This window comes from Achromobacter colocynthidis, from assembly GCF_057334535.1.
In genome coordinates, this window is record NZ_JBHFIZ010000035.1 from 413,213 (window position 1) to 430,591 (window position 17,379).

Genomic DNA, 17,379 nt, shown 5'->3' on the forward strand with positions numbered 1-17,379 from the left:
AAAACATGAAACCAAACACGGTCTTGCGCGCGCTGCCGCGCGGTGGCTGGGCAGGCGTTGGCTTGATGGGCGCCGGCCTGATCGGAGCCAGCTTGCTGGCCGCGCCCACGCACGCCGCGGGCGACACGCAGACGCTGCGCGTGGCGCTGCACGCCGACATCGCCAGCATCAACCCCGGCGTCAACCGCGATGCCAACGCCGACATGGTGCTGGCCCACGTGGTGGAAGGCCTGGTGGCCTACGGGGAAGACTTGAAGATCAAGCCCGTGCTGGCCGAAAGCTGGCAGGTCAAGGACGACGGCCGGGTCTATGAATTCAAGCTGCGCCCGAACGTGCATTTTCAAAACGGCGCCGTGCTGACCGCCGACAACGTCGTCTGGAACTTCAAGCGCTACCTGGACCCCAAGACCAACTTCCAGTGCGCCAACCGCTACAACGGCAAGATCGGGCCGGCCATGCAGGACGTGCAGGCGCTGGACCCGCTGACGGTGCGCTTCACGTTCTCGGCGCCCGCGCCGAACTTTCCCATGACGATGGCCACCCTGCAATGCACGCCGTGGATCCTGCATCCCGATTCAGTCAAGGCGGACGGCAGCTTTGCGGCCCCCATCGGCACCGGCCCCTACGCGTTCAGCGGCATGATGCCGGGCCGCCAATTGGACCTGAAACGCTTTGAAGGCTATGACGCCCTGCCCGGCGCACGTGACGGTTATGCGGGCAACAAGACGGCCGGCATTCCCGTGTTGCGCTTCATGACGGTGCCCGACGCCAGCACGCGCAGCAACGGGTTGTTGTCCGGCGACCTGGACGTGGTCGATGGCATTGAGCCCACCACCATCGCGACCCTGCGCGGCCAGGGCATCCCCGTCCAGGTGCAGCAGACGCCGGGCTGGCTCGTCATGCAGGTGCAGTCCACCGCGCCGGCGTTGCAAGACGTGCGCATGCGCCAGGCCATCGCCCACGCGCTCAGCCTGCCGGATCTGGCGGAAGCCTCGGGCGAAGGCCTGTACACGGCCAACCCATCGGTATTGGCGCCGCAAAGCCCTTATTACGATGCGCGCAGCAAAGCCTGGCCCGCCTACGACCCCGCCGCCACGCGCAAGCTGCTGGCGCAAGCCGGCTACAAGGGGCAGCCCATCACGCTGCTGGTCGCCAACCGCCAGGAGCGCGTGCAGGTCGCGACCATTGTGCAAGCCATGCTGGCTGCTTCCGGCATCAATGTGGAACTGAAGGTGCGCGACTGGGCGTCGCAACTGGACTTGTACGGGCGCGGGCAGTACGAGCTGGCCATCTTCGGCTATTCGGCGCGGCTGGATCCGCTGCTGATGTATGAATCGCTGATTGGCGACAAGAAGGTCGAGCCGACCCGCCAGTGGGACAGCCCCGAGGCCGCCGCGCTGCTCAAGCAAGTGGCCATGGAACCCGACCTGGCCAAACGCCGCGACCTGTTCAACCAGATGCACGCGCTGATGGCGCGCGACATCCCCATCATCGGCCTGTTCAACCTGCCGGTGGTGACCGCCCTGCGGCCCGCCGTGCAGGGCTATCAAGGCTGGCCGGCCGGCACGCACCGCTTCTGGGGCGTGACGAAGACCCAACCCTGATGACGCCCTTGTCCATGCCCTACTCCCAGAGCGATTACACCCAGTCCGACGCCACCGCGCTGGCCGCCGCCATCCGCGCGGGCGCCCTCAGCCCGGCCGAGGCGGTGGCGCACGCCTTCGCCGCGATTGACCGCGTCAACCCGCAATTGAACGCCGTCATCCTGACCATGCGCGAAGCCGCCGAGGAACAACTGCACCGGTTGCCGGCGGATGCCCCCTTGCGCGGCGTGCCCGTGCTGCTGAAGGACGATTGCCCCACCTATGCGGGCGTACCCATGTCGTTCGGCTGCCGCGCCGCGCGCGGGTTCGTGCCTGCCCACGACCACGAGATGGTGCGGCGCTACAAGGCGGCGGGCATGGTCATCGTGGGCAAAACCAACTTGCCAGAGTTCTCGGGCAACATCGCCACCTCGCCCACTTTGCACGGCCCCACGCTGAACCCCTGGGACGCCACCCGCGCCATCGGTGGGTCCTCAGGCGGCGCGGCGGCGGCCGTGGCGTCGCGCATGGTGCCGTTGGCCTATGGCAATGACGGCGCGGGGTCGATCCGCATCCCGGCGTCCTGCGGCGGGCTGTTCGGCCTGCGCGCATCACGCGGGCGCACGCCCTGCGGCCCCGTGTCCAGCGAAAACTGGGGTGGGCTGGTCAGCCATCACGCCTTGACGCGCTCGGTGCGCGATTCCGCCTTGTTGCTGGACCTGACCGATGCCCCCGAGGCCGGCGCCCTTTACGCCGCGCCGGCCAAGTCCGGCCCGTATGCAAGGGCCGTCACGCGCGACCCCCGGCCGCTACGCATCGGCATCATCGCGCAACCCGGCCTGGGCCTGCGGCTGGATGACGAGGTAGCCGCGGCGCTCGAGGACGCGGCGAGCCTGTGCCGACAATTGGGGCATCGCGTTGACGCCCGCACGTTCAATATCGACGAAGCCGCCTTCGCCGAGGCGTATCTGCGCATCATCGCCGCCTACACGGCACTGGAAGTGGACGCCATTGCCGCCAATACCGGCCGGCCCGCTGACGCGGACGGTTTCGAACCCGTCAACCTGGGGCTGGCGACATTTGGCCGCGCGTTGTCGGCGCCCGCGCTGCTGGCCGCCCGCAACACGGTCAACAGTGTGGCCCGCAGCCTGGGCGCCGTATTCAGTGATGTCGACATCCTGCTAAGCCCGGTGCTGCCCACGCTGCCCTGGTCCACGACCGCCTTGGACGTGCGCGGCCCGGACTGGCGCGCCTTCGCCGACGAATTCATGCGCGGCACCGTCTTCACCCGGCCCGCCAACGCCGCGGGCATCCCGGCCATGAGCGTGCCGCTTGCATCCAGCGCGACGGGGCTGCCCATCGGCATCCAGTTCATGGCGCCCTATGGTGACGAAACCACGCTGTTCGAGCTCGCCGGCCAGCTTGAACGCGTCCGCCCCTGGGCCCACCGCCTGCCCCCCGTACACGCCTGACCCTCCGGTAGCTCATGCTCTAGACACCCCGGCATAATGTCGCTGGTCTCGGCCGTTATTTTCCGGCTCTGTTTCCCGCCCATCCATTGCCCTACCAGTAGGAATCACCGCGTGTTCCATGTCTTCACGGGACTGATCAGTCTCTACGTCATCTGGCGTTTCGTCCTGCCCCTGTCTTTATCCAAGCCCGCCAAGCTGTTGCTGTCCGCATCGCTGATTGCCATTGCCGAACACCATCTGGTGACGCGCCACTTCTTCGGCTCGATGGCTTCCCCGGAGATCCCCGCCACACTGATCATGGTGCTGGGCTGGCTCTTCGGCGGGCTGCTCTTGCTGGCCATGCTGCTGCTGGTGCGCGACGTGGCCGGCGTGGCGGTCTACGCCGTGTCACGCGCGCGCGGCCGGCGCTTGCTGGCGGCGCGCCGCTGGGGCGCTACCGCCGCCGTGCTGGCCATGGCGCTGTCGGCCATCGGCGTGTGGCAGGCCGTGCGCGTGCCGGACGTGAAGACCATTGAAGTCGCCTTGCCCAAGCTGCCGCCCGAGCTCGATGGCTTTCGCCTGGTGCAGTTGACCGACCTGCACGCCAGCCGGTTGCTGGAGGCGCCCTGGATGCAGGCCGTGGTCGACAAGACGAACGGCTTGAAGCCCGACCTGATCGTGATCACGGGCGACCTGGTCGACGGCACCACTGACGCCCGCGCGGCCGATGTGCTGCCGCTGCAAGCGCTGCGCGCCCGCCATGGCGTCTACGCGATTCCCGGCAACCATGAGTACTACGCGGAGTACCGACGCTGGCTGCCCGCGTTCGAACACCTGGGCCTGCGCCTGCTGCTGAACGAGCATGTGACCTTGACGCCCAACGGCCAGCGTCTGGTGCTGGCCGGCGTGACGGACAAAATGGCGGCCGCCTACGGCGAGGATGTGCCCGATGTGACCCGCGCTCTGGACGGCGTGCCGGCGACGGACCCGGTCATTCTATTGAGCCATCGCCCCATCGGCGCGGCGCAAAACGCCCGGGCCGGGGCCGGGCTGCAACTGTCCGGCCATACGCATGGCGGGCAGATCCTGGGGCCGCATCTGCTTACGCAACTGGCCAATGAAGGCTATGTATCGGGCGGATACGACGTCGACGGCATGCACCTCTACGTCAGCAATGGCGCCGGGCTGTGGCCGGGATTTCCGATCCGTCTGGGTCGCCCGTCGGAAATCACGCAGATCGTGCTGCGTTCGCCTGCCAAGGCCACGCCGCAATAAGCGGCTTCAACAAACGGCATCAACGTTAGCGCCCCGCCGATGATCTACCTGCTGTGGTCCCTGCCCGCCCTGACCGTGATTGGCGCCATCGCCAGTGGGCGGGTCAACACGACGGTAGCCGCCGTGCTGGGGCTGTGCGCTGCCATCCCCATTGCGCTGTTCGCCGCGCCCGTTGGCGGTGCGCCCTTTGGCGGGGCGCCCCTCGGCGAGGCGCCCTTCGGCTGGGCGCAGTTGGCGGTGACGCTTGGCCGTGGGGCATGGATCGGCTGGATCATCACGCCTTACATTCTGGGCGGCCTGCTGTTCTGGCAGATGGCCTCGCAGGGCCAGGCGCCCGTGCAAGCCGCCGCACATCCCGAATTGAATGACCCGCTGGCCCGGCGGCGGCGCCTGTTCCTTGCCTGTTTTCTGATCGGCCCCTTCGCCGAATCCGCCACGGGGTTTGGCGTGGGCATGCTGGGCACCGTGGTGCTGATCTGCCCGCTGGGCCTGAAGCCGCGCGACATCATGGTGTTTGCCTTGTTGAGCCAGACCCTGATTCCGTGGGGCGCGATGGGCAGCGGCACCTTGCTGGCATCCGCCTATGCACGTGTGCCGGCCACGCAGCTGGCGCTATACAGCATGGTGGCGGTGGCCTTGCTGATGGCGGTGTGGATGCTGCTGTTCTGGCGCACCGCGCGCCACGCCGGGCTGCGCGCCGACGCCGCCGAACACGGGCGCGAAGCCGCCTGGATCGCGGTAAGCCTGGCCCTGCTGAGCGCCGCTACCGCCGTGCTGGGCCCCGAAACCGCGCTGCTGGCCTCCTTTGGCCCCTTGATCGTGCTGCGCTTCGTGCTGGACCGCCGCCCGAACCGCGCCCAGGCGCTGGCCGCCGCCCGACGCGCGTTGCCCTACATGCTGGTGATTGCCTGCCTGGCCGTCACACGGCTCGTCCCCGCGTTGAATCAAGCGCTAGGCGCCTGGGCCGATATCCAGCCCTTCACCGACCTGCCCGCGTGGAAGCCCTTTTTGCACGCCGGCAGTTGGCTGATCGCGGGCGCGCTGGCGCTGGCCGCCTGGCGCCGCGAGCCACGCGCATTGACGACCCAGGCGCGCGTCGCCTGGCACACGGGCCGCCACGCCGTCATGTCCGTCTTCCTGTTCGCGATGATGGCCGAAGTGCTGGCCGGCGCAGGCATCTCGCAAGCCTATGCCGATGGCCTGTTCGCCACGCTGCGGGAATGGACCTTGCTGATCACACCCTTGCTGGCGGGCGCCTTTGGTATTCTGGCCAACAGCGGCAACGCGCCGAATAGTTTGTTCATGCCGTCGCAGCTATCATTGGCGCTTAACGCGGGCTTGAACGTGCCGGCAGCGGCTGCGCTGTTACACGTTTCGGGCACGGCAATGGGCATTTTTTCTCCCGTCAGGATGTCGATTGCGGCGGGTTTGGCCCACGGACAAGGGCAAGAACGCGGCGTGTATGTTCTACTACTGCCGTTTGCCCTGGCCGCGTTCGGCATTCTTTTATTCCTGGCACTGCTTGTCGTGCTGTCTGGATAGCCGCCCGAGCGCTGATGCTCTCGGCCTCAACCTTTTTTTTGTGTAGCAAATGGGACTAGAACAGTTAGCCGCGATCCGGGCCTTGATCACCAAGCAGGCGCCTGAAGAGCCTACCCCCAAGAAAGACGCGCGTCCGCAAGGCGGCGGCAAAGGACCTCGCCCGCCCGGTGGCGGCAAGGGCCCGCGCCCGCAAGGCGGCGACAAGAACGCTCGCTCGCAAAGCGGCGATAAGAACGCCCGCTCGCAAGGCGGCGACAAGGGGCAGCGCCCGCAGCGCGAACGCCGCGAATCGCCCGTGGACCCGGTCGTGGTCGCGATCTCGCGCCTGCAACGCCAGTTTCCCAACGCCTTCCCGAAGAATCCCGCCCCGAAGCTGCCGCTCAAGCTGGGCGTGCTGGCTGACCTGGTGCAGCACGCCCAGGCCTTGCAGTTGGACGAGGCGCAGATCAAGGAAGCAGTCAAGACCTGGTGTGATGGCCGACGCTACTGGGCCTGCATGGTGGAAGACGCGCCGCGCGTGGACCTGAACGGCGAACCCTCGGGCGCCGTCACCGCCAACGAAGCCAAGCATGCCAAGCGCATGGCTTCGCGCAGCGCGTCCAAGAACGCCGCCGCGCGCAACAAGGCCAAGAAGGAAGCCGCGGCTGCCGCTGCCTCTGGCGAAGCGCCTGCCGCGGATGCGGCTGCGGGCACCGACACCGCCGCTTCGGCCTCTGCCGCCGTCGCTGCTCCGGTCTCGGCGCCTGTCACGGCTCCTGTCCAATCGTCACCGCAAGCGCCGGCTGAGTCTTCGGCTGGCACCACGGTCGACACCACGGAACTCACCGCTGATACGACGAAGCTCACCGCTGATTCAACGGAACTCACTGCTGACTCAACGAAGTTCACCGCTGATACAACGGAACTCACCGCTGACTCGGCATCCGTCGACACGCCGGCTTCGTCCAGCGACGCATCCGCCAAGGCTGCCGACGATACGTCCACCGACAAGCCTGCGTAGTCATACCGCCTTTGCGCAAGCTTCGGCTTGCACGACGGCAACAAGCCCGGCTCGCGACGTCATCGTCGCGGCCGGGCTTGTGTGTTTTTGCTCGTGGTGCGTGTTAACCGCCACGTGTTAACCGCCACGTGTTAACCGCCACGTGTTAACCGCCACGTGTGAACCGCGTATGCCGCCCTTTACGCCGCTAGCGCCTGCTCCAGGTACGCCGTCCCGGCCGCGCTATACGGCAAGGTCAGCGCCCACTTGTGGCCCGCCGCATCCATCTTCTGCAAAGACTTCCGCAGAATCTCCACGATCTTCTCGCCATGCGCGGGGTGGAAGGCTTCGTACTGATATTGCAGAAACACCAGGCACAAGGCATTTTCCATGGTCTGCACATCGGCGTCCTGCTTGATGCCCTGCTTCATGACGATGGTCTTGACGCGGTCGATCACGTCGTCTTCGTAGCCCGTCTCGCGCATGATCCCTTCCGCGGCGCTGGCGTGATGCCGCGCCAAGGCCTTGCGCCACGTCAGATAGCCCACGCGCCCATCGGGATAGCTCTTGCGGCTGATTTCCCACCGCCCGATGTGCTGGCAGCGCGACGCCAGCACCAGCGGCAACGATGCGTCGGGCGCAAGTTTCAATACCCACTCATGCAGCTTCTGCGCCAGGAACAGTTCCTGCGGGCAGGTCTCGCCCTGCCAGGTAAACAGGTTCGGATCGGTGCCGTTGTACTGGTCAAACCGAAGCAGCGTCTGGTGCAGGCGGTCGTTCATATGTGGCGTTTCCAAGAAGGCGATAAAGGGTGACAAGGCAAGCGTGACGACAGTGAGCGTGACGACAGCAAGCCTGGCAAAGCGTATTAAGCCGGCGCGGCTGAAGACGCAACGATGATAGCGCCAAGCGCGGCCGCGCAAGCGGGTTTCAGCAAGGCCGCGCGATCCGCGTCATACTGGCGCGTTCCCCGCATTGGCCTTCCCCACAGGACCCCCATGAGCGACGCTTCCCACACCCCTACCCTGGCGCCCGACGTGCTGGCCGCGCAAGCATTGGCGCAACAGCACGGCGTGGGCACAGCCAACGTGCTGACCACGCCCATTGCCGAATTCCGCGAAAAAAGCCGCGCCTACCAACAGTGGTTGAGCCAGCCCGCGCCACCCGTGGGCCGCGTGGTGGAACACCGGCTGGACCATCTGCCCGTGCCCGCCACGCTGCGCCTGTACTACCCGGAAGGCGCGGATGCCGCACCGCTGCCCCTCTACCTGCACCTGCACGGTGGCGGCTTCGCGCATGGCGATCTGGACTCGCTGGACCGCTGGAAACGCGAGATCGCGGCCGACGCCGGCATCGTCACGGCGGGCCTGTCTTACGCTCTGTCGCCCGAAGCCCGCTACCCCGTCGCGTTGGAGCAAGTGCTGGGCGCGCTGCGCTGGTTGCGCGACCAGGCGCCCTCACTGGGCCTGGATGCATCGCGCCTGTCGGTGGGCGGCGAATCCGCCGGCGGCAACCTTACGGTGGCCGCGCTGCAACGCCTGCGCGACGAGGGCGACGCCTTCATCAAGACCGGCGTCGTCATCTACGGCATGCTCTCCGCCCGCCGCGACACGGCTTCGCACGACGCCTATGGCGACGGACGCTTTGGCCTGTCGACGGAAAAGCTCGATTGGTACTGGCAGCAGTACGTTGCCGACGCCGCGCAATTGACGGACCCCGGTGTCGCCCCGCTGCATGCCGACATGAACGGCCTGCCGCCGCTGATTCTGCAAGCCGCCGCGCTGGACCCGCTGCTGGACGACACGCTGGACCTGGCCAACAAACTCTTCGCCACCGGCGCGGCGCCCATGCTGGTCGTCTATTCCGGCGTGCCGCACAGCTTCATCGGCATGACACGCCTGCTGCCCCAAGCGCAAGAGGCACGCGCGGACTTGATCCACGCCTTGAAGCGCAACTTGGCCGCTTAGCTGTGCTGCTTAGCTTTAACGCTTAGCTTTGCCACTTAGCTTGACCACTTAGTTTGGCCTCTTAGGAAAGCGAGACGCAGTTTCGTAGTCGTCCAATAGACGGCGCCTTTTGCCGCTGTGCAAGATGTTGGGTTCCATCTTGCACACCGCCAAAAGGAGCACCGCCGTGCCTCGGCTGTCCGACTTGCGCTTCACCTTCACCCCCGCCAGCGGCGTGGAGTTTGACGTCATTGAGTTCACGCTGGACGAGGCCCTGTCCGAGACCTATCGGCTGTGCCTCGAACTGTCCAGCGTCGACCCCGCCATTGATTTCGGCACGCTGCTGGACCAGCCCGCGCTTTTCACTATTTGGCGCGGGGAGCAGGCGGTGCGCCATGTGCACGGCATCATCACGGAGTTCGTCCAAGCCGACACCGGCTTTCGACGCACGCGCTACCGGCTGGTCGTAGAACCCTCCCTGGCCCGCGCCGCGCTGTGTTCCGATTGGCGCATCTACCAGCACCTGTCCGTGCCCGAGATCCTGGCCGATGTGATCAAACGGCAAGGCATCACCGACTACGAACAGGTCAGCACGGTTGAGCACCTGCCGCGCGAATACTGCGTGCAAGCCGGCGACACCGACTTGGCGTTTCTGGACAGGCTAGCGGCCGAAGAAGGCTACTTCTACCGCTACGCGCATTCGGAACACGGACACCGCCTGATCCACGGCGACCGCATCTACATCCACGGCGAAATCGAAGGCGGGCCCGTGGTCTACAACCCCATGCCGGGTGGAGATCAGGCAGAACCCGCGCTGCATCGCTTTGCCTACGCCGAGCGCATCCGCACCGCCGTGCAGACCCAGCGGGACTACACCTACACCCATCCGCGTTATAGCCAGGAACATTCCCCGGTCGCCGCCGACCTTGACCACCAGGATCGTCGCTACGAACGCTACGACTACCCCGGCCGCTACAAGCGCGACGAAGCAGGCAAGCCGTTCACCCTGACCCGCCTGCTCGGCCGCCGCCGCGATGCGCGCGTGGCGTTTGTCGAAGGCGATGACGCGCGTTTGACCCCCGGGGTCGCCTTCGACCTCACCGGCCATCCGCGCGAAGATTGGAACCAAGGCTGGCGCCCCGTGCGCATGCGCCATCACGGCGTGCAACACACGAGTCAAGAAGAAGACGCGGCGGGTTCCGAACAAGGCACGCGCTACCACTACACCGCCGAACTCGTGCCCGACAAAGTCGACTGGAAGCCCGAGCCTGCCCCCAAACCACGCCTCGACGGCCCACAGATGGCCACCGTGGTCGGCCCGCCCAATGAAGAGATCTATTGCGACGCCTGGGGCCGCGTCAAGGTGCAGTTCCCCTGGGACCGGCTGGGTCGCAACGATGAACACAGTTCCTGCTGGATCCGCGTGTCGCAGAACTGGGCCGGGGCTCTGTGGGGGCATATGGCGATACCGCGCATCGGCCAAGAGGTCATCGTGCAATTCGCAAACGGCGATCCAGACCAACCAATAGTCATCGGGAGAACGTTCCGCGCCACCAACCTGCCGCCGTATGAACTGCCGCGCCACAACATCCTGAACACCATCAAAAGCAAGGAGCACAAGGGCAATCGCGCCAATGAATTGCGTCTGGACGACACGTCTGCGCAAATCAGCGCGGCTTTGATGAGCGAGCACGGCGACACGCAGTTGCATCTGGGGTATCTGACGCATCCGCGTCCAGGCGGTGGCGAACCTCGTGGTGAGGGGTTTGAACTGCGCACGGATGAGCACGGGGCATTGCGAGCGGCCAAGGGATTGTTGTTGAGCACCGAGGCGCAGTTGCAAGCCAAGGGCGGACAATTGGACCGATCCGATATCGTCGCCGCCTTGGAATCCGCATTGGAACTGGCTCGTAACCTGGGTGACTACGCCAGCACCCACGAAGGCATAACTCACGACGCGCAGCCCCAGCAGTCATTGACCGAAGCCGTACGCGACCTTGGCCACGGCGCCAACAATCAGCCCGAGGGCACCGGCCAAGGCAATGCCGGCGCGATGGGCCTGAGCGCGCCCGCCGGCATCGCCGCCGCCACGCCCGCCAGCATCGTGATGACGGCAGGGGCCCACATCGACAGCATCGCCCAACAGCACCAGCAGATCAGCGCAGGCGACAAAGTCGTCATCAACGCAGGTGGCGACCTGGGCCTGTTCTCGCAAAGCGGCGCCATGCGCCACATCGCCCACCAAGGCGAACTGCTGCTGCAAGCGCAACACAACGCCATCCGCATCCAGGCCGACCAAAGCGCCGAAATCACCTCCAGCAAACAGCATGTATTGGTGGCCGCAGACAAGCACATCACGCTGCTCTGCGGCGGGGCGTACATCAAGATGGCCGACGGGAATATTGAACTGGGCATGCCGGGAAAGCTGACGGTGAAGGCGGCACAGCACAACTTTGTGGGGCCAAACAGCGCGTCGATGGAATTCAACTCCTGGGAGGCAACTCCCTTCAACGACCGATTCCAGGCCACGCTAGCCGACGGTTCCCTGGCACGCAATGCCGAATACACCCTATGGCGCAACGATGGCTCCCGAGTGACCGGCCGTACGGATGGCGAGGGCTTTCTGACCATGCAAAAAGACATGCGCATGGATGGCGTTTATATCGAATGGAAAGGCGATAAGAAATGACTGACATCAAACCTGAGAAAGACCCGCCGACCGAGCGCGTGGCACCGTTTCACTACGACGCCCGGGGTCAACAGTGCTTTACCTGGACGCTGACGGATTGCAAGATCACCGACCCAGTTCAACTACGTATCGGGCCGGATCTCATCCTGCCGGTGATATTCATTCCAGGGGTGATGGGGAGTAACTTGAGGTCGGCTTCACCGCTCCCCGGGAAAAAAACCAAACCGGTTTGGACCCTCGACTACGGAATGCTGGGGCTGCCGACCCACTTGCTATCCCAGTGGGTCACTAAAGAGGCGGGTTTTCGTCAGACAAGCTTGCATCCTGAACGTGTAGAAGTCGATGACCAAGGTGCGGTCCCCGACGTTCCACTAGGAATGGTGCAAGAGAACGGACAACTACTACCCGCCGCCCGCAAAGCGGCCCTTGGGGAGCGTTACCGGGAACGAGGTTGGGGAGAGGTTGGGCAAACGAGCTACGAACGCTTTCTGCGGTGGTTGGAGCATGTCCTGAACTCCCCCACCGTTCCTCGCCACGAAAACTATGCGCTTGAATTGGAGGACAGGCATTGGGAGGATCCGAAAGCAACGTATCGGCGCCTTAAGCCGGGCGTGGATGTCTTTATGCCGGGGTTGAACGGGCTGGATCGAAACGGAAGCGATGAAGGCGTCAAACCGTTAACCACGGACGATCTGCTGGCCGGCGCACGGTTCAATATGCCGGTGCATGCGTTTGGGTATAACTGGCTGGCTTCGAACACGGATTCCGCCAAGAAACTCAAGGAACGCATAGAAACCCTGCTGGAGCAGTATGGCGATCGCTGCACACAGGTCCTATTGGTGACCCATTCGATGGGCGGCCTTATTGCCAGACAATGCGCGACCTTGCCTGGCATGGAGGCAGCAATCTGCGGAATCATCCACGGCGTCATGCCAACCAACGGCGCCCCGGTAGCCCACAGGCGTTGCAAAGTCGGCATGCGAGATGAGGACTACGGAACCTCGCTTGTGATCGGCGGCAGCGGGCAGGAAGTAACGGCGGTTTTCGCCCAGTCGCCCGGCGCATTGCAATTGCTGCCGACGCGGCGCTATTCACCGGGATGGCTGAAGCTATTACGCGAAGAACAATCGCGCACCACTCCCGCTATGCCTGCAGTTCCATCCCCTTCGCAATGCCCGTACGAAACGATCTATCTAGAAAGACACAGGTGGTGGGGTCTGGTCAAGGAAGAGTGGCTGGCGCCGAAAGGCGGGACGGCTATCGAATGGACCCATTACACGCGTGCCATTGGATTTGCCAAAGAGTTCCACGAAGAGTTGGGCACTTACTACCACCCAAATACTTACGTCTTCTACGGGTCGGATACCAAATTCGCGAGCTTCGAATCGATCCGATGGACGATACGCCCGGGGCTGCGCCCAGCACGCGTCACACAGCCACCTATCCCGATCGAAGCCCTTCTTGAAGCCCGAAACTCGGACATTCAGCACAATGGCCGCACGCCGCTTTATGCAAGAGGACAAAGCCGTTTTGCTTCTCCCTCGCTACGGTATGTCGACGCCATTTCCCCCCCGGAAAAGCTGCAATACAGCGATTGGGAGCTGCACTGCGAAATGCAGGACGGCATTGGGGACGGCACGGTCCCCATCAGTTCAGGTCGCGCACCGATTGACCAGGCCAAGCGCGGCCAAGTGAAAGAACAAATTGAAATGCAGGGGTTCGAACATGAAGGTCCATTCCGAAATGAATTGGTCCAGCAGATCACGTTGCAGTGGATCCTGAAACTAGCGGCCCAGGCGAGGAAGTCATCATGAAGACCCGCGTTGTTGCCGCCGCAATTGCGCTTGCTGCCTTCGTCGCCGGCAGCATCCTGCTCCTACAACACAAGGACATCCCCGTGAATAACGCAACTACAGACATCCGCACCTGGGCATTCGGCCGACACTTGATTGATTTGCCTTCGAACTGGTTTTACAGCACCGGCAGCTACGTCACGTTGTATTACGGATTGGATACCGATTTCAAAACTGTCGAAGTCAGGGTGTTAGGGATGGAAGTCTCCCCCGAACGCTTTGCGGACGCGGTGAACGACAGATCGTCGCAGATTAAAAACGTCGATCATGATTCAGGAGGGTCGATGATGGTGGCCCAAATCAAGTTGAGCGAAACGAAAACGTTGCTACGTTTCTTTCATAGTCCCGAACTGATGAATTACCACACCCATGAAATCCACCTTCTCGTGGACGACGTCTATGTCCTGATCAAGGCTGATTCATTCGAGAACGTCATCGCGCCAGTCGAAGCCCGCATCCAAGCCCTGGCCAAGACCATCTCGAAGATCACCGACCCGCAGAGTGCCGGACCAGGCTTCGGGCTCGGCCCCGTCATCATCCGCGAACATCACGATCAGGAAATCGGCATGTTTGAGTTTTATATAGAGGGCTCCAACATTGAATTGGAAGCCCGAATTACCGCCTTGCAGCCAGACTCATCCACCGGCATCCAGGCACGCGCACAGAAACAGCTATCCCGTATTTTGTATAACAGGCTGCGCGCGGGAAAGCTGACCCTTGCCGCCATGCAAGCGGAACAGTTTGCGTTCGGATACACGGACACCGACCATCATGCCTTCCTCTTTTTGGCAGAAAACTACCGGGACACGCCGGGATTTACCCAGCCATCCATGCACTTGCGCATGAGTGGCGGCGGCGCGCTTATGCAGAGCGTTCCCGACGAAGTCAAGCTCGACCTCGTCCGCTGGTCCCTGCCCCGCTTCGTCCCCGACAAACACGCCATTCCCCCCTGGAAACGTCCACCCGCGCCGCCCCGAGTGGACGCGGCCTTGTCCGACAGGGAAGCCGGCAAGATCTGGGACGCCATCTTGGCTTCTATACGCCTGCGTTACCGGGCCGTCGCGCCCAAACCGCCATCGGCCTTTGATCAGGTCGGCAACCCGGAGAAAGCCGCTGCCGACAAGAAGGCACTGGACGACTTTCTCAGCACCGATGAAAACGGAATGCCCTGGACGCCGCCGGAATCTGGAATTTGAATGGCGCCATGACGCCATGCTCGGCCATTCCGGCTTATGCGGTCGTCTGATTACGATGGCCACAAGCCGCTTGGATAGTGTGGCCGCGCTAGTGGTTTTCCCTGAAATCCGTTAATTAGGCGGCCCGGCCCGTTCCCAAGCCGCACGCGCTCCGGTACATTTCGTCCAGTGGCCTGACCACTGGACCATCAGGCATCTAAACAAAATCCAGCCACGCTTTCGCTCACGCAAGACACCACCGCCCCAAACCTATTACGCTCACCGTCCCGAACACTCCACGCCACCCCAAGATGACTTCCCTACAGGCCGTAGCCTCAACCCGCCTTTACCGCATGATTGCCGACCAGATCGCCGCGCGCATCAAGGCCGGTGACTTTCCCGCGGGGGGCCGCCTGCCCGCCGAGCGCGAGCTGGCCGAGCAATTGCAAGTGAGCCGGGCGTCGGTACGGGAAGCCTTGATCGCCCTGGAAATCGAAGGCTACGTGGATGTGCGTGTGGGCACGGGCGTGTTTGTGTGCCAGCCGCGTGAAGACGGCCAGTACCAAGACGCGGCGCCGGCCGCCGCCGCCGCCGACAGCGTCGAAGCCACCGACATCGGCCCCTTCGACCTCTTGGAAACGCGCTTGCTGATAGAGCCGGAATGCGCCGCCCTGGCCGCCCAAAAGGCCTCGCCCGCGCAGATTGCCGCCATCCGCGCCGCGCACGACGGCATGTCGCTGACCGAATCGCCCAGCGTCCATGACCGCGCCTTCCACAGCGCGATCGGCGCCGCTTGCGGCAACGCCGCCCTGGCCGCCGCCATTTCGCACATCTGGCACCTAAGCACTTTGAGCCCGGTGTTCCATCGCCTGGAAGAACACTTCGTGACCACCAAGGTGTGGATCGAAGCCCAGAAAGAACACGAACGCATCCTCGCGGCCATTGTCGACCGCGATCCCATCCGCGCGCGCCACGCCATGCACGACCATCTGGTCGGCATCCTGGCGCGTCTGCGGGAAGACTTCGGCAACGTTGGGATCCGATGATTTGATGAACTGCTAATCCGCCAGGCCTGAGACGCATCAGGCCCCTTCCCTGACCGACCGTGCATGCACCGCCGGCGCAATTTGCGCCGCCCGCGGCAAGGGGAGCGGCTTGCCTGTCGAAACGCAAAAAGCGCAACCGTCGCAGCACAGCAAGATCGCAGCACCGCAGCACCCCGTAGGCCACACACATAAAACATATCAAGGTGAAAACATGCAGCTAACCCGTACCGTGAAGTTCGTGAGCGCGGCGCTACTGGCGCTGGGCGCTCATGCCGCCCAGGCCAACAAGGCCGACAATTCCCTCAACATCGCCTTCGACGCGGCGCCCGCCACGCTGGACGCCTACAAGGAATCGGACCGCCCCGGCCTGGCGCTGGCGCGCATGGTCTTCTCGGGCTTGCTGCAAAAGAACCAGGACACGGGCGAATTCGGCCCGGCTATTGCCACGGGCTACAAGTTCGTGGACGACACCACCATCGAACTGCCCATCCGCCGCGACGTGAAGTTCCACGACGGTTCGCTCTTGACCATCGACGACGTGCTCTACACGCTGAACCTGGTGTCGTCGGACGCTTTCAAGGCGCGCTTCCAGAACCAGGTGGCCTGGATTGCCAAGGCGGAAAAAGTCGGTGACGACACCGTGCGCATCAAGATGAAGACGCCCTACCCGCTGGCGCTGGAAATGCTGTCGGAAAACCTGCCGATCTATCCGCGCAAGTATTACGAGGCCAATCAGTCGGACATGGGCGCCAAGCCCATCGGCACGGGCCCGTATCGCCTGACCGACAGCCAGCCCGGCAGCCGCTATGTGTACGAGCGCTTTGACGATTATTTCGGCCCGAAACCCACCGTGCAAAAGCTGGTGGTGCGCGTGCTGCCCGACGCCAACACGCAATACGCCGAGCTGCTGTCCGGCGGCCTGGACTGGATCTGGCGCGTGCCGCCCGACGTGGCCAAGCGCATGGAGAAAACGCCGTCGGTCACCGTGAAAAGCAGCAGCATCATGCGCATCAGCTATATCTCGCTGAACCCGCGCTTTGACGACGGCAAGTCGCCGCTGGCCAAGCAGGAAGTGCGTCAGGCCATCAACCACGCCATCGATCGCGAAGCCATCCGCAAAGCACTCGTCGGCGGTGCGTCCAAGGTGATCAACGCCGCGTGCAACCCCGCGCAGTTCGGTTGCACGACCGACGTGCAGTCCTACAAGTTCGACCCCGCCCGCGCCAAGCAACTGCTGGCGCAAGCCGGCTACCCCAACGGCATAACGTTGGACCTGGTGATCTCGGCGCCGCCGCGCAGCATCCTGGACGCCGCCGCCGCCCAGATGGCGCAGGCCGGCATCAAGGTGAACCTGGTTGAACAACAGTACGGCACCGCCATGACCAACTGGCGTGAAGGCAAGACCGCCATGCTGGCGTCCAACTGGGGTTCCTACGGCATTGCCGACGCGGCGCTGTCCACCAGCAACTTCTTCCGGGGCGGCCCGGACGACCAGGCGCGCAACCCGGAAGTCATCAAGCTTCTGGAAGCGGCCGACACGTCCGTTGACCGCGACCTGCGCGCCAAGAACTACGCGGCCGCGCTGAAGATCGTGGCCGACCAGGCGTACTGGGTGCCGCTGTGGAACCACTCGCTGAACGCCGTGCAGGCCAAAGACCTGAACTTCTCGGTGGACGGCGACGAGTTCCCGCGCTTCTACAAGGCCACCTGGAAGTAAAGCTTGCGGCCCTTGCGCCCAGGCCTTGTTCCAACCGTTGTGCCATTCCGGTCCGGGCGCGTGTAAGCGCTAAGTCGCGCCCGACCGGAACGGCGCGCGCCGATGTACATCGATGCGCGCCGA

At 64.1% G+C, this 17,379-nt stretch carries 12 protein-coding genes; 11 read left to right on the forward strand and 1 reads right to left on the reverse strand.

What is annotated here, in order from left to right:
- The first annotated feature begins 5 nt into the window (after window positions 1–5).
- From ACE04A_RS17635 to ACE04A_RS17655, 5 genes are all read left to right on the forward strand, one after another.
- Window positions 6–1,604 carry an ABC transporter substrate-binding protein gene (locus ACE04A_RS17635; protein ID WP_448718896.1) on the forward strand — a complete coding sequence of 533 codons (1,599 nt, stop codon included), beginning with the start codon at window positions 6–8 and terminating at the stop codon, window positions 1,602–1,604.
- Between the two features lie 14 nt (window positions 1,605–1,618).
- The gene (locus ACE04A_RS17640; protein WP_448718897.1) at window positions 1,619–3,055 is read left to right on the forward strand and encodes an amidase; all 1,437 of its coding nucleotides are present in this window, start codon (window positions 1,619–1,621) and stop codon (window positions 3,053–3,055) included.
- Window positions 3,056–3,166: 111 nt separating this feature from the next.
- Window positions 3,167–4,309 carry a metallophosphoesterase gene (locus ACE04A_RS17645; RefSeq protein ID WP_448718898.1) on the forward strand — a complete coding sequence of 381 codons (1,143 nt, stop codon included), beginning with the start codon at window positions 3,167–3,169 and terminating at the stop codon, window positions 4,307–4,309.
- 39 nt (window positions 4,310–4,348) lie between these two features.
- Window positions 4,349–5,851 carry a hypothetical protein gene (locus ACE04A_RS17650; RefSeq protein WP_448718899.1) on the forward strand — a complete coding sequence of 501 codons (1,503 nt, stop codon included), beginning with the start codon at window positions 4,349–4,351 and terminating at the stop codon, window positions 5,849–5,851.
- A gap of 49 nt (window positions 5,852–5,900) precedes the next feature.
- Window positions 5,901–6,851, forward strand: a complete 951-nt coding sequence (locus tag ACE04A_RS17655; protein WP_279996320.1) for a ProQ/FinO family protein — start codon at window positions 5,901–5,903, stop codon at window positions 6,849–6,851.
- Window positions 6,852–7,030: 179 nt separating this feature from the next.
- Here the strand turns inward: ACE04A_RS17655 and ACE04A_RS17660 are convergent, their stop codons facing one another.
- The gene (locus ACE04A_RS17660) at window positions 7,031–7,612 is read right to left on the reverse strand and encodes a DUF4202 domain-containing protein (protein ID WP_448718900.1); all 582 of its coding nucleotides are present in this window, start codon (window positions 7,610–7,612) and stop codon (window positions 7,031–7,033) included.
- 216 nt (window positions 7,613–7,828) lie between these two features.
- Here ACE04A_RS17660 and ACE04A_RS17665 point away from each other — a divergent pair, with 216 nt between their 5' ends.
- From ACE04A_RS17665 to ACE04A_RS17690, 6 genes are all read left to right on the forward strand, one after another.
- Entirely contained in the window at window positions 7,829–8,797 is a 969-nt protein-coding gene (locus tag ACE04A_RS17665; RefSeq protein WP_279996321.1) for an alpha/beta hydrolase, read from the forward strand.
- Between the two features lie 166 nt (window positions 8,798–8,963).
- On the forward strand, window positions 8,964–11,465 hold the full coding sequence (locus tag ACE04A_RS17670; protein ID WP_448718902.1) for a type VI secretion system Vgr family protein: 2,502 nt from the start codon (window positions 8,964–8,966) through the stop codon (window positions 11,463–11,465).
- Entirely contained in the window at window positions 11,462–13,279 is a 1,818-nt protein-coding gene (locus ACE04A_RS17675) for a Tle4 family T6SS lipase effector (RefSeq protein WP_448718903.1), read from the forward strand. The genes ACE04A_RS17670 and ACE04A_RS17675 overlap by 4 nt, the downstream gene beginning before the upstream one ends.
- A complete protein-coding gene (locus ACE04A_RS17680; protein ID WP_448718904.1) occupies window positions 13,276–14,514 on the forward strand; it encodes a hypothetical protein in 1,239 nt (412 codons plus the stop codon). The genes ACE04A_RS17675 and ACE04A_RS17680 overlap by 4 nt, the downstream gene beginning before the upstream one ends.
- Before the next feature lie 290 nt (window positions 14,515–14,804).
- The gene (locus tag ACE04A_RS17685; RefSeq protein ID WP_127184528.1) at window positions 14,805–15,539 is read left to right on the forward strand and encodes a FadR/GntR family transcriptional regulator; all 735 of its coding nucleotides are present in this window, start codon (window positions 14,805–14,807) and stop codon (window positions 15,537–15,539) included.
- A 211-nt stretch (window positions 15,540–15,750) separates the two neighbouring features.
- Window positions 15,751–17,256 carry an ABC transporter substrate-binding protein gene (locus ACE04A_RS17690; protein ID WP_485820352.1) on the forward strand — a complete coding sequence of 502 codons (1,506 nt, stop codon included), beginning with the start codon at window positions 15,751–15,753 and terminating at the stop codon, window positions 17,254–17,256.
- Window positions 17,257–17,379: the final 123 nt, after the last annotated feature.